The organism is Leifsonia sp. GW821-FHT13C05, assembly GCF_058806515.1.
Genome location: NZ_JBXAPT010000002.1, coordinates 122,389 through 142,046 on the forward strand (window position 1 = coordinate 122,389; position 19,658 = coordinate 142,046).

Below are 19,658 nucleotides of genomic sequence, written 5' to 3' on the forward strand. Positions count from 1 at the left end.
GAGGTGCTGTCCTTAAGAGTTGGGGGAAAACATGAGCAGCCCGTTCTGCCTGACAACTCTAACGCCTGGGAGGCTGAGCGGACCCTGGCCGTGCCAGTCGGTGATCAGCTCGGCGACCGCGAGCGTGTGCGCGCGGCTGAGCGACACCCCGAACTCAGCGGAGACGACCAGCCGGATGATCCGCTGGCGCAGGGCGGCAGGGTCGGCCGCGAGCCCGCGCACGTCGAGGGCGACCGCGCCGTCGTCGGTCTGGGTCACCAGTTCGAGCGCCCAGTCGAGGGCGAGGCCGTCGAGCGCGTCGTCGTCCTCGCGCAGCTGCTCCGCCGTGCGGGCGAGCGCCTCGGCGATGCCGGGACCCAGCTCCCGTTCGAGCACGGGGAGCACGGTCGAGCGCACCCGCACCCTCGCGTACGACGGGTCTGCGTTGTGCGGGTCCTCCCACGGGGTCAGCCCGCTGTCAGAGCAGAACGCGTGCGTGGTCTCCCTGCGCAGCGCGAGGAACGGGCGCAGCAGTGTGCCGGTGTCCGCCGCCATGCCTTGCAGGCTGCCCGGGCCAGAACCGCGGGCGAGGCCGAGCAGGACCGTCTCCGCCTGATCGTCGAGGGTGTGCGCCAGCAGGATGCGCTCAGCCCCGGTGGATGCGCGTGCCCGGGAGAACGCGGCGTGGCGGGCGGCACGGGCGGCGGCCTCGGGACCGGAGCTGTCCGCATCCACTGTCACCGTCTCGACGATCACGGGGTCGAGGCCCAGACCGCGGGCGGTGGTGGCTGCTGCGGCGGCGACGTCGGCAGAGCCAGGCTGCAGACCGTGGTCGACGATCACGGCGCCCGCCCGGTATCCGGCGCGCGGCGCCTCGAAGGCGGTCGCTGCCGCGAGGGCGAGCGAGTCCGCTCCCCCGCTCAGGCCGACGAGCACCAGCGCGCCGGCGGTCAGTGGATGCGGTCGCTCCGGCCCGTGGTCGTCGTGCGCATCCGGGGCTTCGAGCGCCGCCGCCGCTGCCAGTGCGGTGCGCACCGCACGCCGCGCGTCCGCGATCGGCGGGGTGAGACGGGGGCGGCGTTCGGCGCGGGGCGGTTCGGCGCCTGGAGAACCGTTGAGGTGCATCCAGTAACGTTATTGCAGACTTTTCGACACAAGGAGAGAACACCATGGCCGAATACGATGCGATCATCGAAATCCCCAAGGGGAGCCGCAACAAGTACGAAGTGGACCACGAGACCGGCCGGGTGTACCTCGACCGCGTGCTCTACACCGGGTTCGTCTACCCGACCGACTACGGGTTCTTCGAGAACACGCTGGGCCTCGACGGCGACCCCGTCGACGTGCTCGTGCTGCTCGAGTACCCGGTGTTCCCCGGCGTGGGCATCAAGGTGCGCCCGGTCGGCGTGCTCAACATGAGCGACGAGGCCGGCAGCGACGCCAAGGTGATCGCCGTGCAGTACAAGGACCCGCGCTGGGCGCACATCCAGGACGTCGATGACATCCCGGAGGGCACCCGCGCCGAGATCCAGCACTTCTTCGAGCACTACAAGGACCTCGAGGCCGGCAAGTGGGTCAAGGTCGACGGCTGGGGCGACGCCGCAGAGGCGAACGCCATCATCGAGGCGGGCATCGCCAAGCTCGCCGAAGAGGGCCACTAGTCCCCACGCAATCGAGTGCGGACTTATGCACGCCCGCCGCGGCGTGTCGCGTGCATAAGTCCGGACTCGATTATTTAAGGAGCGTGGTCAGGCGCTGGGGCGGGCGACCTGGTACCAGGGGGAGCCCCAGACGGACTGGATCTTGACGACGTCGCCCTCGGTGGGGGCCGCGATCATCATGCCGCCGCCGATGTAGATGCCGACGTGATAGAAATCGCCGGGAGCGTCGCCCCAGAAGATGAGGTCACCCGCCTGCTTGTCGCTGTACGAGACCAGCTGGCCGCGGTTGGCCGCGGTGTAGTACTGGTTGTTGACCGAGTGGCTGCCGATGTAGACGCCGGCGTACCCGTAGGCCTTCATGGTGAGGCCGGAGCAGTCGTAGCCGCCAGGGCCCTCTCCGCCGAAGATGTACGGCTTGCCGAGCTGGGCGCGCGCGTAGGCGATCGCCGTGTCGACGACGTTGCCGTTCGGCGGTGCGACCGGGCCGCCGCCTCCGCCGCCGCCGCTGGGGGCTGTAACGCCGCCTCCACCGCCGCCTCCACCGTTGCCGCCACCTCCGCCGCCTCCGGAGTTCTGCGCCTGCTCCTGCCGCTGGCGCTCTGCCTCCGCAGCCGCCGCGGCAGCAGCCGCCTGTGCGGCTCTGACCTGCTCACCCTGCAGATACGCGGCCTCGGTCTGGGTCGACGTGTTCTTCAGCGTGGCGAGCTGGGCGACCAGCTCGGTGGACTTGCTCTGCTGGGTGGCGAGGGCCGCCTGCGCCTGAGCCTGCGCATCCTGAGCGGCCTTGAGCGCGTCGTCGGCCTTCGCGGCCAGCGACTGGCGCTCCGTCTTGGCGACCTTGGCCTGCGCGGTCAGCGACTCCGCGTTGTTCTTGTCTTTGGTGGCCTGCTCGTAGACGTCCTTGGACTGGGCGGTGAGCTTGCTCATCGTGCCCAGCTGGTAGAGCAGCTTGTCGGCGGCGGAACCGGAGCCGCCGCCCTTCAGCATCAGATCGACGGAAAGATCGCCGCCCCCGCTCGACTTCGCCAGGTGGGAGGCGAGCAGACCGGCGCGCATCTGCGAGGTCTTGGCCTTCTCCGCCGCGGCAGAAGCCTGCTTCTGCAGGTCGGCTTCCTTCTTGGTGGCCGCAGTGAGGGCGTCCTTCGCCTGGAAGTACGCCTCCGCCGCCTTCTCGGAGGCGACGCGGGCCGCATCCACCGAGGACTGCAGCCCAGAGATCAGCTGGGTGATGTTGTCGATCATCGCCTGCTGGTTCTGGACGTTCGCTTTCGCCTGCTGCACGTCGTTCCACGACGGGTAGTCGTCTGCGAAGGCGGGCGCGGCGATGACGCCGACGGATGCGGTGACCACACCCATGACGCCCGCGCCGATCATGACGCCGGGGCGAACCCGCGGCCTGTCGTTCTGGCTAGCCAAGTGGTGCCTGCCTTTCCCTCATGAACGGAATCCCGTCGATCTTCACGCCGCCGAGGCGCACCTCGAAGTGCAGGTGGCACCCCGTGGATGCGCCGGTCGTGCCGACGCGTGCGATCGGCTGGCCGGCACTGACCGACTGGCCGATGCCGACGAGGATCCCTCCGTTGCGGATGTGCGCATAACCGGTCTGCACACCGCTTCCGTGGTTGATCAGGACGAAGTTGCCGTACGAGCCGTTGGGGCCCGCGTACTCGACGACGCCTGGATATGCGGCGTAGATCGGCGAGTTGCATCCCGCGCCGATGTCGATGCCCTGGTGGTATGTGCTGCCGACGCCGCCCGGCGACGGGCGGGAGCCGAAGCCGTCGGTGATCGGGCCGGCGGCGGGGACGGCCCAGCCCTGCGGGCCGACATAGCCGCCCGGCAGTCCGCCGGAGCCCTGCGCAGCCGCGGCTGCCGCCGCTGCCGCGACACCGGCCTCGTAGCCGGCGACGGTCTTGCTGACGGTGTCGCGCAGAGCGGCGAGCTGCGCCTGCATCACGACGATCTGCTTCTGCTGCTCCGCGAGCTTGTCCTGGGCGGCCTTCGCGGCCTCGGCCGCAGCCTTGAGCGCGGCCTCCGCGGCGATCCGCAGCTTCTCGCGCTCCGCCTTGGCCACGACGGCCTGTGCGGCGAGCGCTTTCGCCGTGTTCTGAGCGGCCTTGGCGTCGGTGTAGACCCTGTTGGACTGCTCGACCAGCTTCGACATGCTGCCGAGGTCGGAGAGCAGCTTGTCCGGGCTGGTGCTCGAGGCGCCGTTGCCGCTCAGGAAGAGGTTGGCTGTGAGGTTGCGACCACCCGTGCGGTACAGCTGGGCGGCGAGCTTGCCGGCCTGAACGCTCGCGTCGTCCGCCTTCTTCTGGCTCTCGTCCGCCTGCTTCTGGATGAGGTCGGCCTTGATGTTGGCGTCGTCGAACGCGGCCTCCGCCGCCTGCAGCTCCTGGCCGCGCTTGACGGCCTCGGCCTGCGTGGCCGCCACCTCGCCCTTGAGCTGGCTGATGAGTCCGTTGATCCTGTCGACCTGCGCGGAGGCCGCTCCGGCGTTGGCCTTGGCGTTCTGGACGTCCTGCCAGCTCGGGTACTGGTCCGCGTACGCGGGGGCAGCGACGGCGCCGACCGCGAAGACGGTCGCGACGCCGATGGCGGCGACCAGGGCGCGCATCCGGTGCCGGATGGAGCCTGTGCGGCCGAGCAGGCCGGCGCGCCCGGCGGCGGGGGCTCGTCGGGGGCTGGGTGAGACCGGTTCAGTGCGCTTCATCGTTTCCTCGAACCCGTTCGCTCGTGCTCGTTTGAGTCACATGAGTCACACGGGTCCCGCTGTCAACGTGTGCAACTTTAGCAACAAGCACTCCGGGAGCCCAGGGTCGGTGGGCTGTGGATGCTCGAAGACACGGAGATCGACGGGGGCGGCGCGCGACTGCACGGACAGCCCGGGCGGCCGTCGAGAGCGAATCTAACCCGCGATCGAGAGGAAACCGTGACCATTCGCTGGCTGGTCGCGGGATGGTCGCGGGATGGCGGAAATGGGTGGAATGCGCGCCGCTGGGTGCGCGCGCGGTCCGGCCCCGCGCATCCCGAACAGCCGGACCCGCCCGGGATGCACGCAGGATTCGCTTTTGCCCGGGGGTTTCCGTATGCTTGTTCGTCGGTGGTCATCGGAAAGTGAAAGCGATCCGTGACGTTCCGGCCCCATCGTTTAGCGGCCTAGGACACCGCCCTTTCACGGCGGCAGCACGGGTTCGAATCCCGTTGGGGTCACTGTCCGTTGAAGGTAACGGCGTCCTATATAATTGAATAGCTTCACATTGAGGCCCTGTAGCGCAGTTGGTTAGCGTGCCGCCCTGTCACGGCGGAGGTCGCGGGTTCAAGTCCCGTCAGGGTCGCCACGACGAGAAGCCCTTCCCTTGGGAAGGGCTTCCGTCTAGAGGCGGCATCGGTCGTCTCGAGAGGCTCTGTAGCTCAGTTGGTAGAGCGTTCGACTGAAAATCGAAAGGTCACCGGATCGATGCCGGTCGGAGCCACCAGAGAAAACCCCCGGTTCGCCGGGGGTTTTTTGTTGGCCCGACGACGCCCCGGCCGCGCATCCAGACTGTGCCGCTAGCGTGGCAGCGGAAGGAGAACGCATGCTCGCCGACGGCATCTCGATGAACACCCGCACGTGGCGCCGCCTGTTCATCCTCCTGATCGCGGTCGCGGGCATCGTCACGGGCATCCTGGCCATGCACGTGGTCAGCACACCGGTGAGCCAACCGCACGAATTCGCCGCGTCCCACGTGGCGGCCGGTGTCGCGGACCAGGCTCCGTCTCACGGAACCGCCGCGGACCCCCTGGGCTCTCCCTGCGGCGATGTCAGCCACGGGAACGACCAGCGCCTGCGCCGCCGGCGGTTGCGACCCGATGCACGACATGACCGTCATGGTGTGCACGCTCGCGCTGCTCGCCGCGACCATCCTGCTGCTGGCTCCCGCTCTGGCCAGGGCTCTGCTCGGTCCCGGCACGCAAGCCGCACCCTCCACCCTGATCCGGACGGCCGCCAGGACCATCGGATCGTCGCCGCCGTCTCTTCTGGCTCTCTCCGTCGACCGCAGATGACGCACGCAGCACCGCCGCGCACGCGCGGTGGTGCTTCAGCCTGCCCAACATCTGCACATCCACACGACGAAAGAGACAATCCACATGAACATCAGACTGATCGCGCTCGCCTCCGGCGCCCTCCTGACCGCAACGGCACTGGCCGGATGCACGCCCGGCCCCTCCGGGGACGGCTCCGGGATGGGGAACATGCCGGGGATGGACCACAGCTCCAGCACGGACGCCGCGACCTCCGACCACAACCACGCAGACGTCACGTTCGCGATGGAGATGGTGGCCCACCATCAGCAGGCCATCGAGATGTCCGACACCCTACTGAATAAGCAGGGTGTCGACGCGCAGGTGACCGGGCTCGCGCAGAAGATCAAGGCTGCTCAACAGCCGGAGATCGACACCATGAACGGGTGGCTCCGGGCCTGGGGGCAGGAGACCGGCATGAGCGGTATGAACATGGACGGCAGCGGCATGATGTCGCAGCAGGACATGGACGCGCTCACCGCGGCGTCCGGCACCGAGGCATCCCGGCTGTTCCTTACCCAGATGATCCAGCACCACGAGGGCGCCATCACCATGGCGGCGGCCGAGACCGAAAAGGGACAGGCGACCGATGCCGTCGCGCTGGCGAAGAAGATCGTCACAGCGCAGACCGCCGAGATCGCCGAGATGAAGAAGCTCCTCGCGAGCCTCTGACCTCTCTGGTCGAACGCGGGCGCCGTCACCTCTCTCCGGAGTCGTGGCGGCGCCCGTCGTCTCAGTCGCCCTGCCGCACTTCCCGCCCCGCGTCGTAGTCGAGCAGCAGTGCGCCGGTGTCGAGCTGGCGGGAGCCGACCAACGTCAGGTCGGTGGCGGGGAGTCCGTCGGCGAAGATGGAGCGGCCGGAGCCGGCCAGGCGTGGCATCAGCAGCAGGCGGTAGTGGTCGACGAGGCCGGACTTTGTCAGGGCCGCGACGAGGGAGATGCCGCCGACGGCCACGATTTCACCGTCATGGCGCTGCTTGATGCGGGTGACCGCCTCGTCCAGTGGGCCGCGCTCGACGGTGGCGTTCCATCCCGGCTGCTCGAGAGTGTCCGAGATGACCACCTTCGGCAGGCGGTTCATGGTGCGGGCGAACGCCCGGTACTCGTCGCCGTTCTCGGCGGTGTCAGCTGTCGGCCAGTACGCCGCGTTGAACTCGAAGGCGGTGCGTCCGTACACGAGCAGCTGGCCGTCGTGCGCGTTCGTGCCCGACCAATACTGCTGCATTTCGTCGGACCAGTCCGGCGAAATCAAGCTGCCGTCCGCCCGCTCGGTGAATCCGTCGATGGTCATGAACATCGCGACCGTGAGTGTTCCCATTGTCGTTCTCCTTCTGTCGGTGGTGCGTTATCGGGTGGGACCGGTGGTGGATGCGGTGATGGTTGCACTGGCGGATGCGCTGCGCCGCACGAGCGTGAGGACCAGCGGCAGCGCCACGGCGAGCGCGAGGAAAGCGAGGGCCGGCCCGACCAGGGCGGCGAGGGCGCTGACCGCGAACGCGCCCGCCGCCATACCGCCGTCGTAGCCCGCGTTCCAGAGGGCGCTGACGGTGGCGAACTGCCGTTCGTCCGCACGCTCGTACATGGCGGAGATGGTGCTGTTCTGCAGGGTGCCGAAGCCGAGACCGAAGACCACGCCGCCGGCGAGCACGAGGGGAGCGCTGGCGGTCGCCGCCATCGCGGCCATACCGACGGCCGAGAGTGCGATGCCGGGGAGGAACAGGCGGCGGTGCCCGAGACGGTCGCCGTACCGGCCGGCGAGCCAGCGTCCCAGCCCCGCCGCGGCCGGCTGCACCAGCAGCAGGGCGGGAGCGAGAGCGGAGGCGGAGCCGGTCAGCGCACCGGGGACACAGGTGACGACGACCCCGGCGACGGCCGCGGAGGCCGCGAACACGAGCGCCGGCCGCAGCAGCTCCGGGGAGCGCAGGCCCACGAGGATGCCGGTCCCCGACCGTCCGGAGGTTCGCGAGGAGACCTGCGCCGTCTGCGCCCCTGCTGCGCGCCCGGGCAGCCCGCCGACCGACGCCACCGCGAACAGAGGCACCGCCCCGGCGATCGCGAACACCCATCCGGGACCAGCCACGGCGCTGAGAGTCACCCCGAGCGGCAGCGCGAGCAGCGAAGGAACGGCGCTCACCAGCCCGGCGAGCGCGAGGCCCTCGCCGCGGCGATCGGCCGGGACGATCGCCGCGGTCACCGCGCCTCCCGCGACGATCGCCAGCGCGAAGCCCAGACCCCGCAGCACGCCGGTGGTCACGAGAACGGGGAGGGACACGGAGAACAGCAGAACGAACGTCGGAGCTCCGAGCAGCACGAGCCCCACCGCGAGGACCGCCCGGGCGCCGACCCGCTGCATCAACCACGGCGAGGCGAGCTCGCCGGCGACGGTCGCCGCGAGCAGTGCGCCGTTGGCGACACCGCCGCCGACCGGCGAGGTCGCGTCCGCAAGCAGCGGCACGGCGGCGAGCGGGAGGAAGAAGCCGACAGAGCAGGCGACGATCGAGACGAAGCGCAGCAGGAGCGGGCGCGTCACCAGCGGGGAACGCTGCGGAAGGGCGGTGGTGCCGAGGCTCATGGTGGTCATGGAAACGACCCTAAATTCGGGGTGGCATGGCGGTAAGATCCATTCGCATGGCGGTGGAGTGGTCCAATTCGAGTCCCGAGCTGCTGGTCCGGCTGGACCGCGACTCCGGCGTTCCCCTGCGCACCCAGCTGCAGTCGCAAGTGCGGGCCGCGATCCAGGATGGGCGGCTCGCGACGGGCGAACGGCTCCCCTCCTCGCGCGATTTCGCCGCCAGCCTCGGCGTGGCCCGGGGAACGGTCCAAGACTGCTACGAGCAGTTGCGGTCGGAGGGATACCTCGTCGCGCAGACCGGGTCGGGGAGGGGCGTCGCCGCGGTGCAAGTCGAGTCGGTCGAGCCGGTCGAGGGAGTCGGGGAGGCGCCGACCGTCGGGGTGCCGCACACCCCACCCGCCCGGGTCGCCGACTTCGCGTCCGGCGTCCCCGACCTCGGCACGATCCCGCGCGACGACTGGACGTGGGCCATCCGCGAAGCGACGAGGAGCGCCCCGAACGCCGCCTTCGACTACGGCGACCCGCGCGGAGACCCGAGCCTGCGGGAGGTGGTCGCCGCGTACCTCCGGCGCGTCAGGGGGATGAACGCTCGCTCTGCCCAGATCGTCGTGTGCGCGGGATTCGCCCAGGGCGTCGCGCTCACGTTCCGCGCACTCGCCCGGCGCGGCATCGCCACGATGGCGGTGGAGGATCCCGGCTCGATCGGCACGGTCACGCGCGCGGCGGAGGCGGTCGGCGGCTCGGCTGTGCCCGTGCCGGTGGACGAGCTCGGCATCGACGTGGCGGCGCTCGACGCGAGTGGAGCACGCGCGGTGGTGCTGACCCCCGCGCACCAGTGGCCGACCGGCGTCGTTCTCGCCCCCGAGCGGCGCCGCGAGCTGCTCGCCTGGGCCGTGCGCCGCGACGGCATCATCGTGGAGGACGACTACGACGCCGAGTTCCGCTACGACCGCGAACCGATCGGATCGTTGCAGGGGCTGGCGCCGGACCGGGTGGTCACGCTCGGAACCGTGAGCAAGTCACTCGCGCCCGCCCTGCGCCTGGGCTGGACGGTGACGCCGGCCTGGCTCGCAGACGAAGTGGCGGCCGCGAAGGAGTCCGCCGACCGCGGCGCACCGACGCTCGACCAGCTCGCCCTCGCCCGTCTCATCGAGTCCGGACGCTACGACCGGCACCTCCGCCGGATGCGCACCATCTACGCCGCCCGCCGCGACGCGCTCGCCTCTGCTCTGCTGGCGCACGCGCCGACGGTGAGACTGACCGGCCTGGCGGCGGGGTTCCACGCGGTCGCCCACCTGGCACCGGATGCGGACGAGCAGCAGATCGTCGACGAGGCCCGCACGCGCGGGGTCGCGCTCTACGGGATGAGCACGTACCGCTCGACGAACAGCCCGTATCCGCCGCAGCTGGTGTTCGGGTTCGGCAACACGTCGGAGGAGTCGATCCGCGCTGGGGTGGCGGCCGTCGCCGACCTGCTCCGGTGACGTGCCCGCATCACGCCGTCAGGGCCAGGTACTTCTCCTCCAGGAACTCCAGAATGCCCTCGCTGGAGCCTTCGCGGCCGAGCCCGCTCTGCTTGACGCCGCCGAAGGGGGCGGCGGGGTCGCTCACCACGCCGCGGTTGATGGCGATCATGCCGGCCTCCAGGCGGCGTGCGACCGCGATGGCTTCCCGCTCCTCGCCGAAGACGTAGGCCATCAGGCCGAAGATGGTGTCGTTCGCCATCCGCACCGCCTCGTCCACGTCGTCGTATCGCACCACGGCGGTGACCGGTCCGAAGATCTCGTTCGCGTTGATCTCGGAGCCGTGGCGGACATCCGTGACCAGGGTCGCGTCGTAGAACGCACCCACCGCCGAGCTGCGGCCACCCTGCACGACGGTCGCACCGTCGCGCACCGCCGAGTCCACGAGAGCAGCCACCTTGTCGCGCTCTTTGACGGAGACCAGGGCGCCGAGCTGGTTGGACCGGTCGAGGCCGGGGCCGACCTTCAGCGCTCCGAGTTCGCCGGCCAGGCGTGCGACGAACTCGTCGTGGATGCTGGAGTGCACGTAGAAGCGGTTCGCCGCAGTGCACGCCGAGCCGCCGTTGCGCATCTTGGCCAGCAGGGACTCCCGCACCGTCACGTCGAGGTCAGCGCCGGGGAGGACGACCACCGGGGCGTTACCGCCCAGCTCCATCGACGCGCTCACCACCGTGTCAGCGCAGGCGTGCAGCAGTTCGCGGCCGACCTCGGTCGAACCGGTGAAGGAAAGCTTCCTGACAGCAGGATGCGCGAGCATCTCGGCGACGATCGGCCCGGTCGGCACCGGGGTGACCAGGTTCACCACACCCGCCGGGAAGCCGACCCTGCGCAGCACGTCGACCACGTACGCGGCGGTCAGCGGCGTCTCCCTGGCCGGCTTCAGGATGACCGTACAGCCGGCGGCGAGCGCCGGCGCGAGCTTGCGCGTCGCCATCGCGGCCGGGAAGTTCCAGGGGGTGATCAGCAGGGAGACCCCGATCGGCTGGCGGTCGACCACGATGCGCTTGTCTCCGGCAGGGGAGAGCCGGTACTCGCCCGGGATGCGCACGGCCTCCTCGGCGAACCACCGGAAGAACTCCTTGGCGTAGTTCGCCTCGCCGATCGCGTCTGCGTACGACTTGCCGTTCTCGCGGATCATGATTTCGGCGAACAGCTCCACCTCGTCGGTGAGCACCTCGTATGCGGCGCGCAGCAGTTCGCTGCGCTGCCGGGGCGGGGTGTCCGCCCAGGCCGCCTGCGCCGCAGAGGCAGCCTCGACGGCGGCGAGGCAGTCCTCGCGGGTGGCGATGGCGAAGTCGGCGATGGTGCTGCCGTCGGACGGGTCGACGACGGGGAACGTCGTCCCGGCCGATCCCTGCCGCCATTCGCCGTCGATGAACAGGTCGGAGAGGAGGGGAAGGGAGGCCGTGGTCGGCGCGGGGAGGGTGCTGGTCATGGGCGTTCTCCAGGGAGGGTGGTGGTCAGCGGACGGGGGCGGCGAGCATGGCGCGGTCGCCCGCGTAGGCCGCCTCGAGGATGGCGAGCAGCAGTGCGGGGTCGGAGCCGATCGGCGAGATGTCGACGAGACGTTTCGAGCGCAGCGCCAGCTCGGCGATGTGCGGCAGCTGGTCGCGCTCGATGCCGAGCTCGGCGAGACTGCCGGGGATGCCGATGGTGCGGCAGAGGTCGGCTACTCGGTCCACCGCATCCTGCGCGGCGATCCGGGTGTCCGTCTCCGTTCCGCCCATGGCCGCGTCGATCGCGGCCAGCTTCTCGGGGATGACGGGCACGCACGCCTGAAGCACGTACGGGATCATGAGTCCGGTGCCGAGTCCGTGGGGGGTCTTGGTCAACGCTCCGATCGGGTACTGCAGCGCGTGCGAGAGATGGGTTCCGCTCGGGCCGAACGACATCCCGGCAAGCAGGCTGCCGAGCGCGACCTGCTCACGCGCATCCCGGTCGCCGCCGTCTGCGACAGCGCCGGCGAGGTTGGGGGCGATGGCGCGGATCGCGTCGAGGGCGAGACGGTCGGCGAACAGGTTGTGCCCGGTGAAGACGGGGAGGTCCCCCGACCAGTCCAGCGGCAGGTCGGCCGCCGTGAACGATTCGAGCCCGTGCACGAGGGCGTCGATGCCGGAGAACGCGGTGACGGACGGCGGTGCTCCGAGCGTGAGCTCGGGATCCACCAGGGCAGCCGCTGGCACGAGATACGGGCTGGAGACGCCGATCTTCATCGTCTGCGCCGGGTCGGAGACGACCGCGACAGGCGTCACCTCGGATCCCGTTCCCGCGGTGGTGGGCACGGCGACGATCGGCAGCACCGGACCCGGCACCCGGTTCTCGCCGTAGTAGTCGCTCAGAACACCGCTGTGGGCCACGAGCAGTGCCACCAGCTTCGCTGCATCGAGTGCGCTGCCGCCGCCGTAGCCGAGGACCACGTCAGGGGCGAACGCGGCGGCTGCTGCTCCGGATGCGGTGAGCGAGTCGACGGGCAGCTCGGGCAGCACGTCGGTGTGGACCTCGACCGTGAGGCCGGACCGGTCGAGCCCGTCCAGGACGGCGAGGAACTCGGGCGACGATGCGAGCATCGGGTCGACGACGGCGAACACGCGGCTCCCGTGCTCGGCGATCACCCGCGGCAACTGGGCGCGCACGCCGAAACCGAAGTGGATGCGCGGGGGCAGCCGGAGGGTGCCGGAGGCTGGCATGGTGGTTCCTCTTCTCTGGTGCGATGCGGGGTCAGGCGATGCGTGGTCAGGCACTGAAACCCCCGTCGACGGGCAGCACGACGCCGCTGATGTGGCTCGCGAGGTCGCTCAACAGCCAGGCTGCTGCCTCGCCGACCTCTGCCCCGCTGCCGACCTTGCGCAGCGGCGTGGCGGCGATGCGCGCCTCGACCCCGCCGGGGATGGCGGCGCGGGTCTGGTCGAGCATGGGCGTCTCCGTGGGGCCGGGCGCGAGCGCGTTGACGCGCACGCCCACCGGCCCATTGTCGTGCGCCGCGGTGCGGGTGAGACCGATGACGGCGTGCTTGGTGGCCTGATATGCGCCCATCCCGGAGCTGCCGCGCAGACCGCCGATGCTGCTGACGTTCACGATGGAGCCCGCCCCCGCCTGCCGCATGATGCGCAGCTCCTCGCGGAGGCACAGCCACACGCCCTTGACGTTGACGGCGAGGATGCGGTCGAAGTCCTCCTCGGACACCTCGTCCAGGCGGCCGCCCTGGGTCAGGCCGGCGTTGTTGAACGCGCCGTCGAGCCGGCCGAAGCGCTCGACGGTGGCGTCGACGACCCTGGCGACGTCTGCGGCGACGCTGATGTCGCCGATGGCGTGTGCTGCATCGTGCCCGGCCGCGGTGAGCTCGTCGGCCACGGCGCGCAGGGGGCCCTCCGTGCGGGCGACGAGCATGACGGACGCTCCGTGCGCGGCGAACACCCGGGCCGCGTCGGCGCCGATGCCTGCGCTGGCGCCGACGACGAGGACGACCTTGCCGGCGAGCAGAGGCGATCGAGAGGGTACGGTCATTGCAGTTCCTTCCGGGAGGGAGCCGGGCCGGCGGGTGTCAGGCATAGGTGACCGTCCTCCCCGCGGCGAGCGCGGACGTTGCGGCAGCGCCGAGCAGACTCGCGTCGTTGCTCATCATCGTGAAACGGTACCCGGCGTCGACGGCTGCCTGCACCGACGCGGCCGACGCTCCCCCGGCGTTGCCGACCGGCACACCTGCAGCGTGACCGCCGCGGATCGCCGTCTCGATGATGGCCACGATCTCCGGGTCGGTCTCTGTACGGCCTTCGGCGGTAGACAGGTCGGCGGCGCCGATCAGCAGGGCGTCCACCCCGTCGACCGACGCGATCTCCTCGGCGGAGCGGGCGGCGGCTGCGCTTTCGATCTGGGCGATCAGCACCACCTCCTCGTTGCCGTAGCGCAGATACTCCGAGCGCGGCATCGCACCCCAGCCGCCGGCGCGGCTCGTGCTTCCGACCCCGCGGGTGCCGAGGGGGGCGAACCGCACGGCCGCCGCGGCGTCTCGCGCCTGAGCGACCGTGTCGACGTGCGGGAGCATGATGCCCTCCGCTCCCGCGTCGAGGACCCGCTGCACGAGACCGCCGTCGAGCGCCGGGATGCGCACGATCGGCGAGACACCGGCGAGCAGGGCGACCCCGATGTGCCGGGAAGCGGTCTCGACGCTCATCGCCGAGTGCTCCAGGTCGATCACCGCGAAGTCGAAGCCGGCGTGGGCGATGAGCTCCATGCTCTCCATCGCCGGCAGCTTGACCCAGGTGCCGATGGCGGGGCCGGTGGACACGGACAGTGCCTGCTTGAACATGCTCGATCGAGGCAGCATGCTCACCGCGCAGGGTAGTCGTCGGCGTTGAGGACCCAGCCGGAGGCCGAGAAGTCCTCGCGCGGGGGCGAGAAGATGTCGAGGAGCTGCTGATGGCCGCCGACGCCCTGGGTCGTGTGCACGGTTGGCGGCGGGATGATGCAGATCGACGGCGTGCCGATCTCGCGATGCTCGTCTGGCCGCCACTGGGCGGAGTCCGGTCCCCACGGATAGCGGATGTGGTGCACGAAGCGCCCCTTCACGCCGAACGAGATCTGCTCGAAGTCGTCGTGGTGGTGGGGAGAGAGCTTGTGCTGATCGCGGGGCCCCGGCTCTTCGGCGAGGAAGTTGACCATGAGGTTCGTCGTGCGGAAGATCCGGCCGAAGCGGCCATCCGCGATCGGGGTGTCCGCGAGAAGGTAGACGCGCAGCCGGAAGCCTCCGACCGGGTCCGGCCACGGCTCGAGAGGAGCCGCCCGGAGGTCGGGTTCCGCATAGGCGTCGGCGTTGACGGCGGTCGCGCGCAGGGCGTCGTCGACCGTCGAGAACAACCGGATGACCGGACCATCGGCCAGCACCTCCACCGTGCTGTCCCCGGGAGGCACGGCGACGAACGCCTCCTCGACCACCTCAGCGGTCCGGCCGCCGGCGGTGATGCGCAACGGCGCGCTGTCGGAGTAGAGCAGCACCGCATACTCGTCTGGCTGCCCGGTGCGCGAGAAAACCTCGCCGGCCTTGGCCTCGGAGTACGCGATCACCAGGTTCGCGGCCCGCGCGACCCAGGTCCGGCCACCGGCCTCCCCGACGAACGACGACTCGAGGTCGTGGAACGCGATCCACTGCGACGGCTTGATCGGCGTGGCCGGGTCGATCGCGCGCGCCGTCGGCTGCGCGACGGCGAGCTGCGAGCGGATGTCGTCTTTGGCATACATCGTCATGTTCGTTCCTTCTCGTCCGTGTGCTTAGAGCGTGACCAGGTCCGCGCCCTTGAGCGCGAGCATCCGGCGGGCGTCGTCCGGCGTCGCTATCGGCCGGCCGAGGTCTTCGACCACGGCGCGGATCTTGCGGACCTGCTGGGCGTTGCTCGTCGCGAGCTCTCCCTTGCCGATCCACAGGCTGTCCTCCAGTCCCACCCGGACGTGCCCGCCGAGCCAGGCGCTGTGGGTGCCGAACTGCAGCTGTGCGCGCCCGGCCGCGAAGGCCGAGAAGGCGTATTCGTCGCCGAAGAGTTTGTCGGCGATGGCCACCATGTGGGTCAGGTTCGCGTGGTCGGCGCCGATGCCGCCCAGGATGCCGAAGACGCCCTGGATGAGGAACGGAGGCTTCACGAGCCCGCGGTCGGCGAAGTATGCCAGCGTGTAGAGGTGCCCGATGTCGTAGCACTCGTACTCGAACCGGGTCCCGAGCTTCTCTCCGAGCTCGCGCAGGGTGTACTCGATGCGGTCGAAGGAGTTGATGAACGGCTGGGAGTACGTGTTCAGCACGTACTGCCGCTCCCACTCGTGCTTCCACTCCGTCACCTTGTCCGCGATCCCGGAGTACACGAAGTTCATCGAGCCCATGTTGAGGGATGCCAGCTCCGGGGCGAATCGCAGGGCTCCGGCCAGGCGCTCCTGCATCGACATCGCCGACGAGCCGCCGGTGGTGATGTTGATCACCGCATCCGTCTGCTCCAGGATGCGCGGCACGATCTGCTCGTACACCTCGGCCTCCCAGGCGGGGCGGCCATCCGGGTGGCGGGCGTGGAGGTGGATGATGGCCGACCCGGCTGCCACCGCCTCCAGCGCCGACGCAACCACCTGGTCGGCGGAGAGGGGCAGGTGATCGCTCTGCGACGGCACGTTCACCGAGCCGGTGACGGCCGTGCTGATGATCACCTTCTCTGCCGCCTTCATCGGTTGCTCGCCTCGAGGCCGAGCAGGAACGCCGTGTTGCGGCAGATCATCTGCCGGATGTCCTGCTCCTTCACCCCGTGGTCGAGCAGCTGCTGCACCACATACAGGTAGCCGTCGACCGGGAGCGGGTTGCCCTTCTGGCCGAGGTCGGAGTCGATCACCGTGTGCTCGGGTCCGACCTTCTCGATCCAGTCGACGAGCTGGGAGATCGGGAAACCGGGGGCGGGGACGCCCGGGTGGTACATCGACAACTCGTGCTCCACGAAGGCGCCCAGGCCGATCATCTCCTCCACATCGTTGTCCGATGCGTTGACGATGAAGTCCGGGTGGTGCAGGAGCAGGCGACGCACGCCGTTCTCCTTCGCGGTCGCGAACAGCGCCTTCATCGACTCGGCGTCGAGGTGGCCGCCGGAGAGCATGATGTCTGCCTGACCGATCAGCTGCGTCACCCGCACGGTCTCCGCCGAGACATTCCCGTCGGCGGCCCAGACCGTCTCCTCCTTCTCTTCCAGGTTCGACCCGGCGGTCGGGAACCCGTCGTCGTGGCTGTGCGCGCGGATATGCTGGCCGGCCGAGACCGTCGGCCCCCACACGGCGCGACCGCCCATCTGGATGGCGACGGCGACGGCCGACGGGTTGATGCCGCCGACCTCCGAGTTGAGCGCGACCCCGCCATATGCCGGGGTCGGCGCCTCCCTGAGGCGGTCGCCCATCGCGAGCAGGTCCATCACCGTGTTGTGGTGGTGCGACTTGATCAGGATGGCGCGCATGCCGATGCGTGCGGCGTCGTACGACGCCTCCACGTGATCGAGCCGGCGCGGGAACGGGCTCGGGCCGGAGTGGACATGCAGATCGACGGCTCCCTCGAGAACCTTCAGCAGCGCGGGGGACGGGGTGGGCGTGTCATCGGTGGCGAGCATCCGAGAACCTCCTTGTGTTCGGATCACGTACTTTTCGTTCAGAATACGGACGAAAGCAGCCCTTGTCCACTGGAAGTCTCGAAAAACGCTGCGCTCTAGCTCATCCGGAATGTTCATGATCCGAAATTGTGGATTGCATTATGGACATTTACTTGCTTTACTGAACGCTGACAACGCTTCGACCCTCGACGAGGAGGTGAGTCATGATCGAGCAGACTGCAGCACACGGCGACGAGCCCCGGGCGATCGCCCTCCCCGATTCCGACAGGGGCGGCATCCAGTCGATCGAGCGCGCCGCGATGGTCCTGGACCTCTTCGACCAGCACACGCGGACGCTCTCCCCCGCCCTCGTCTCGGAGCGCCTCGGCCTCAACCGCACGACCGCGCACCGCTACCTGCTCTCGCTTCAGGCGTCCGGCTTCCTCAGCGCGTCGTACGGCCCCGGCCGCCTCATCGACCAGCTCTCCGGACTGGTGTCGAGCAGACAGCAGATCCTGTCGCTGGCCCCGACGATGCTCCGACAGCTCTCCGACGCCACCGGCCTGACCGCTGTCCTCAGCTTCCTCGGCCGCTCCGGCGCGGTCGTCGCCCACGTCGAGGAGGCGAACGCCGGCACGATCGTGCTGACGGTCAGGGTCGGTGCGGCGCTCGAACTCAAAGCCGCCCAGACCAGAGTGCTCCTCGCCTTCCAGTCCGACCCGACCGTTGTCCCTCGCCTGCACGCGGGACTCGATGCAGAGGAGGCCAGGCGCGAGAACGCCGAACTGGCCCTCATCCGCCGCGACCGCATCGCCTGGGCCGATCTCGGCAGGGTCGGACTGGCGTCCGTGGCGGCGCCGGTGTTCGGCGACCACGACATCCAGGCGGCGATGGCCGTCCTGGGGACCACGACGATGCTCCCCGCCTCCGGCGAGTCTGCGGAGCGTGTGGCGATGCTCAGAGAAGCCGCCGAGCAACTCGGCGCGATGGTGAACGGATGACACGGATGACGACGACGACGAGGCCACGGCGGCCGCGCCCGGCTTGGCTGCTCCTGGTGCCGGCACTCGGCCTGCTGGCCGTGGTGCTCCTGGTGCCCCTCGGCCAGAGCCTGGTGCGCAGCTTCGGCGCGCCCCAATTCACACTGGACCACTACGCGAAACTGTTCACGGACGGGGTCACCCTCACGGTCCTCGGCCGGACGGCGGTCACAGCGGTGATCGTGACCATCGTCGCGTTCCTGCTCGGCTACCCGTACGCCTACCTGATGACCAGGGTGGGACCACGGCTGCGCGGCGTGATGCTGGTGATCGTGCTCATCCCGTTCTGGACGTCGGTGATGGCGCGCAACTACGCCTGGATCGTGCTGCTGCAGCGCGGCGGACCGGTGCAGAGCGTCTTCGAGTTCTTCGGAGCGGGCGACATCGCGTTCCAGGGCAGCGTCCTCGGTGTCACGATCGCGATGAGCCAGGTGCTGCTGCCCTTCATGGTGCTTCCGCTGTTCAGCTCGCTGGGCGCCATCGACCGCCGGCTGCTGCTGGCAGCGCGCGGCCTGGGATCGTCGCCACTCGTAGCGTTCTGGAAGGTTTACTGGCCGCTCTCCCGCGGCGGTGTCGTCTCCGGGCTCATCCTGGTGTTCACGCTGAGCCTCGGCTTCTACGTCACTCCCGCGCTGCTCGGGTCCCCGCAGCAGTCGCTGATCGCCCAACTGCTCGCCCAGCGGACCACGCAGTTGCTCGACTTCGCCGGAGCAGGTGCCCTCGGCATCCTCGTGCTGGTGATCACGCTCGCGCTGGTCGCCTGGGCCAACAGGTTCGGCGGCACCATCTCGGCGATCGGCGTCACCAGCACATCCCCAACGAAGGAGCAGCGATGACCGCACTGCAGGAGCACGCGGCCCCGAGCATCGACGACGACGCGGCAGCGCAGCGCCGCGGAGGGCGGACCCGGCGCCGCCGCGACCGCGGGACCGACCCGATCCCCTGGTGGCTGATCGTCATCGGTGCGGCCGTCGCCCTCTACTTCATCCTCCCGACGCTGGTGGTCATCCCGCTCAGCTTCAGCTCGGCGTCCGCGTTCGAATTCCCGCCCACGGACTTCTCCCTGCGCTGGTACGAGAAGTTCTTCACCGACCCGATCTGGCTCACCTCGCTCGGCAACTCCTTCCTCGTGGCCATCCTGGCCGCGCTGATCGCGACCGTGGTCGGGACTGCGGCCGCGGTCGGGCTCGACCGGCTGGCTGGAAGGTTCGCCGGCTTCCTGCGCACGCTGCTGATGATCTCGATGGTCACCCCGGCGATCGTCGTGGCCGTGGCCGTGTACATCTCCTTCCTCCAGTGGCACCTGGTCGGGAGCCTGCTCGGCTACGTGCTCGCCCACGCGGCGCTCGGAGTGCCGTTCGTGCTGGTGTCCGTGTCGACGGCGCTCGGCGGGTTCGACGCGAATCTGCTGCGCGCCTCCGCCTCTCTCGGGGCAGCGCCGTTCCGGTCGTTCCTCACCGTGACCATGCCGCTGATCAGCCGAGGCGTGCTCACCGGAGCCATCTTCGCGTTCGTCACCTCGTTCGACGAGGTCGTGATCGCCCTGTTCCTGCGCTCGCCCACGTTCCAGACGCTCCCTGTGCAGATGTACAACAGCGTCACGTTCGAGCTCGACCCCACCATTTCCGCCTCGTCGAGCCTCGTCGTCGTCGCGGTGACCATCATCTTCCTCGTGCCGCTCATCGTCGGCAGCCGCAAGAAGAAGACCCGTTAGGAGACCG

At 69.7% G+C, this 19,658-nt stretch carries 19 protein-coding genes and 3 tRNA genes; 10 read left to right on the forward strand and 12 right to left on the reverse strand.

Features of this window, described 5'->3' with window-relative positions; translation table 11 throughout:
• Positions 1-12: 12 nt before the first annotated feature.
• Positions 13-1,104 carry a tRNA lysidine(34) synthetase TilS gene (gene tilS, locus AC1ROC_RS07140; RefSeq protein WP_492999087.1) on the reverse strand — a complete coding sequence of 364 codons (1,092 nt, stop codon included), beginning with the start codon at positions 1,102-1,104 and terminating at the stop codon, positions 13-15.
• Positions 1,105-1,115: 11 nt separating this feature from the next.
• On the opposite strand from tilS, the gene ppa reads away from it, so the two are divergent.
• On the forward strand, positions 1,116-1,640 hold the full coding sequence (gene ppa, locus AC1ROC_RS07145) for an inorganic diphosphatase (protein WP_256921931.1): 525 nt from the start codon (positions 1,116-1,118) through the stop codon (positions 1,638-1,640).
• 87 nt (positions 1,641-1,727) lie between these two features.
• On the opposite strand, the gene AC1ROC_RS07150 is transcribed toward ppa, so the two are convergent.
• Together AC1ROC_RS07150 and AC1ROC_RS07155 are read right to left on the reverse strand one after the other, a co-directional pair.
• Positions 1,728-3,014: a C40 family peptidase gene (locus AC1ROC_RS07150; protein ID WP_492999997.1), complete on the reverse strand. Its 1,287-nt coding sequence runs from the start codon at positions 3,012-3,014 to the stop codon at positions 1,728-1,730.
• A gap of 34 nt (positions 3,015-3,048) precedes the next feature.
• Entirely contained in the window at positions 3,049-4,353 is a 1,305-nt protein-coding gene (locus AC1ROC_RS07155) for a M23 family metallopeptidase (protein WP_256921921.1), read from the reverse strand.
• A gap of 427 nt (positions 4,354-4,780) precedes the next feature.
• On the opposite strand from AC1ROC_RS07155, the gene AC1ROC_RS07160 reads away from it, so the two are divergent.
• The 5 genes from AC1ROC_RS07160 to AC1ROC_RS07180 all read left to right on the forward strand — a co-directional run bounded on the left by AC1ROC_RS07160 (position 4,781) and on the right by AC1ROC_RS07180 (position 6,377).
• A tRNA-Glu gene (locus AC1ROC_RS07160) sits at positions 4,781-4,853 on the forward strand.
• Positions 4,854-4,904: 51 nt separating this feature from the next.
• Positions 4,905-4,981: transfer RNA gene (locus AC1ROC_RS07165), tRNA-Asp, on the forward strand.
• Between the two features lie 62 nt (positions 4,982-5,043).
• Positions 5,044-5,119: transfer RNA gene (locus tag AC1ROC_RS07170), tRNA-Phe, on the forward strand.
• Positions 5,120-5,441: 322 nt separating this feature from the next.
• On the forward strand, positions 5,442-5,687 hold the full coding sequence (locus tag AC1ROC_RS07175) for a hypothetical protein (protein WP_492999089.1): 246 nt from the start codon (positions 5,442-5,444) through the stop codon (positions 5,685-5,687).
• An 84-nt stretch (positions 5,688-5,771) separates the two neighbouring features.
• Positions 5,772-6,377, forward strand: coding sequence for a DUF305 domain-containing protein (locus AC1ROC_RS07180; protein WP_085369005.1), 606 nt, complete (start codon positions 5,772-5,774; stop codon positions 6,375-6,377).
• Between the two features lie 61 nt (positions 6,378-6,438).
• On the opposite strand, the gene AC1ROC_RS07185 is transcribed toward AC1ROC_RS07180, so the two are convergent.
• Positions 6,439-7,023, reverse strand: coding sequence for a dihydrofolate reductase family protein (locus AC1ROC_RS07185; protein ID WP_492999092.1), 585 nt, complete (start codon positions 7,021-7,023; stop codon positions 6,439-6,441).
• 27 nt (positions 7,024-7,050) lie between these two features.
• A complete protein-coding gene (locus AC1ROC_RS07190) occupies positions 7,051-8,286 on the reverse strand; it encodes an MFS transporter (RefSeq protein ID WP_492999094.1) in 1,236 nt (411 codons plus the stop codon).
• 47 nt (positions 8,287-8,333) lie between these two features.
• On the opposite strand from AC1ROC_RS07190, the gene pdxR reads away from it, so the two are divergent.
• Positions 8,334-9,761, forward strand: coding sequence for a MocR-like pyridoxine biosynthesis transcription factor PdxR (gene pdxR / locus AC1ROC_RS07195; RefSeq protein WP_492999096.1), 1,428 nt, complete (start codon positions 8,334-8,336; stop codon positions 9,759-9,761).
• 10 nt (positions 9,762-9,771) lie between these two features.
• On the opposite strand, the gene AC1ROC_RS07200 is transcribed toward pdxR, so the two are convergent.
• Genes AC1ROC_RS07200 through AC1ROC_RS07230 form a run of 7 tightly spaced genes read right to left on the reverse strand, consistent with a single transcriptional unit; the run spans position 9,772 to position 16,918 of the window.
• Complete coding sequence (locus AC1ROC_RS07200; RefSeq protein ID WP_492999098.1) at positions 9,772-11,235, reverse strand: NAD-dependent succinate-semialdehyde dehydrogenase; 1,464 nt, start codon at positions 11,233-11,235, stop codon at positions 9,772-9,774.
• Positions 11,236-11,260: 25 nt separating this feature from the next.
• On the reverse strand, positions 11,261-12,487 hold the full coding sequence (locus AC1ROC_RS07205) for an iron-containing alcohol dehydrogenase (protein WP_492999100.1): 1,227 nt from the start codon (positions 12,485-12,487) through the stop codon (positions 11,261-11,263).
• Positions 12,488-12,533: 46 nt separating this feature from the next.
• Positions 12,534-13,304, reverse strand: a complete 771-nt coding sequence (locus AC1ROC_RS07210) for an SDR family NAD(P)-dependent oxidoreductase (protein ID WP_085369011.1) — start codon at positions 13,302-13,304, stop codon at positions 12,534-12,536.
• A gap of 37 nt (positions 13,305-13,341) precedes the next feature.
• On the reverse strand, positions 13,342-14,124 hold the full coding sequence (locus AC1ROC_RS07215; protein ID WP_492999999.1) for an HpcH/HpaI aldolase family protein: 783 nt from the start codon (positions 14,122-14,124) through the stop codon (positions 13,342-13,344).
• Positions 14,125-14,126: 2 nt separating this feature from the next.
• Positions 14,127-15,041 (reverse strand): cupin domain-containing protein, encoded by a 915-nt coding sequence (locus AC1ROC_RS07220; protein ID WP_492999102.1) that lies wholly within the window; start codon positions 15,039-15,041, stop codon positions 14,127-14,129.
• A gap of 24 nt (positions 15,042-15,065) precedes the next feature.
• Positions 15,066-15,998 carry a 3,5-dioxohexanoate:acetyl-CoA acetone transferase gene (gene kce, locus AC1ROC_RS07225; RefSeq protein WP_085369104.1) on the reverse strand — a complete coding sequence of 311 codons (933 nt, stop codon included), beginning with the start codon at positions 15,996-15,998 and terminating at the stop codon, positions 15,066-15,068.
• A complete protein-coding gene (locus AC1ROC_RS07230) occupies positions 15,995-16,918 on the reverse strand; it encodes a DUF6282 family protein (protein WP_085369014.1) in 924 nt (307 codons plus the stop codon). The genes kce and AC1ROC_RS07230 overlap by 4 nt, the downstream gene beginning before the upstream one ends.
• 203 nt (positions 16,919-17,121) lie before the next feature.
• Between AC1ROC_RS07230 and AC1ROC_RS07235 the strand changes: the two genes are divergently transcribed.
• From AC1ROC_RS07235 to AC1ROC_RS07245, 3 genes are read left to right on the forward strand one after another with little or no spacing between them, the layout of a single operon-like run.
• The gene (locus AC1ROC_RS07235; protein ID WP_085369015.1) at positions 17,122-17,898 is read left to right on the forward strand and encodes an IclR family transcriptional regulator; all 777 of its coding nucleotides are present in this window, start codon (positions 17,122-17,124) and stop codon (positions 17,896-17,898) included.
• 5 nt (positions 17,899-17,903) lie between these two features.
• A complete protein-coding gene (locus tag AC1ROC_RS07240) occupies positions 17,904-18,773 on the forward strand; it encodes an ABC transporter permease (protein ID WP_085369016.1) in 870 nt (289 codons plus the stop codon).
• Positions 18,770-19,651 (forward strand): ABC transporter permease, encoded by an 882-nt coding sequence (locus AC1ROC_RS07245; RefSeq protein ID WP_168690259.1) that lies wholly within the window; start codon positions 18,770-18,772, stop codon positions 19,649-19,651. Before AC1ROC_RS07240 ends, AC1ROC_RS07245 begins: the two co-directional genes overlap by 4 nt.
• The last annotated feature ends 7 nt before the right edge of the window (positions 19,652-19,658 follow it).

Bases quoted from the DNA above. Each gene is read 5' to 3' on its own strand.
- tilS (WP_492999087.1), bottom strand. From the start codon at position 1,104: ATGCACCTCAACGGTTCTCCAGGCGCCGAACCGCCCCGCGCCGAACGC.
- AC1ROC_RS07205 (WP_492999100.1), bottom strand. From the start codon at position 12,487: ATGCCAGCCTCCGGCACCCTCCGGCTGCCCCCGCGCATCCACTTCGGT.
- AC1ROC_RS07150 (WP_492999997.1), bottom strand. From the start codon at position 3,014: ATGATCGGCGCGGGCGTCATGGGTGTGGTCACCGCATCCGTCGGCGTC.
- AC1ROC_RS07220 (WP_492999102.1), bottom strand. From the start codon at position 15,041: ATGACGATGTATGCCAAAGACGACATCCGCTCGCAGCTCGCCGTCGCG.
- AC1ROC_RS07210 (WP_085369011.1), bottom strand. From the start codon at position 13,304: ATGACCGTACCCTCTCGATCGCCTCTGCTCGCCGGCAAGGTCGTCCTC.
- AC1ROC_RS07230 (WP_085369014.1), bottom strand. From the start codon at position 16,918: ATGCTCGCCACCGATGACACGCCCACCCCGTCCCCCGCGCTGCTGAAG.
- kce (WP_085369104.1), bottom strand. From the start codon at position 15,998: ATGAAGGCGGCAGAGAAGGTGATCATCAGCACGGCCGTCACCGGCTCG.
- AC1ROC_RS07240 (WP_085369016.1), top strand. From the start codon at position 17,904: ATGACGACGACGACGAGGCCACGGCGGCCGCGCCCGGCTTGGCTGCTC.
- pdxR (WP_492999096.1), top strand. From the start codon at position 8,334: ATGGCGGTGGAGTGGTCCAATTCGAGTCCCGAGCTGCTGGTCCGGCTG.
- AC1ROC_RS07185 (WP_492999092.1), bottom strand. From the start codon at position 7,023: ATGGGAACACTCACGGTCGCGATGTTCATGACCATCGACGGATTCACC.
- AC1ROC_RS07155 (WP_256921921.1), bottom strand. From the start codon at position 4,353: ATGAAGCGCACTGAACCGGTCTCACCCAGCCCCCGACGAGCCCCCGCC.
- AC1ROC_RS07245 (WP_168690259.1), top strand. From the start codon at position 18,770: ATGACCGCACTGCAGGAGCACGCGGCCCCGAGCATCGACGACGACGCG.
- AC1ROC_RS07200 (WP_492999098.1), bottom strand. From the start codon at position 11,235: ATGACCAGCACCCTCCCCGCGCCGACCACGGCCTCCCTTCCCCTCCTC.
- AC1ROC_RS07190 (WP_492999094.1), bottom strand. From the start codon at position 8,286: ATGACCACCATGAGCCTCGGCACCACCGCCCTTCCGCAGCGTTCCCCG.
- AC1ROC_RS07215 (WP_492999999.1), bottom strand. From the start codon at position 14,124: ATGCTGCCTCGATCGAGCATGTTCAAGCAGGCACTGTCCGTGTCCACC.
- AC1ROC_RS07175 (WP_492999089.1), top strand. From the start codon at position 5,442: ATGTCAGCCACGGGAACGACCAGCGCCTGCGCCGCCGGCGGTTGCGAC.
- AC1ROC_RS07180 (WP_085369005.1), top strand. From the start codon at position 5,772: ATGAACATCAGACTGATCGCGCTCGCCTCCGGCGCCCTCCTGACCGCA.
- AC1ROC_RS07235 (WP_085369015.1), top strand. From the start codon at position 17,122: ATGATCGAGCAGACTGCAGCACACGGCGACGAGCCCCGGGCGATCGCC.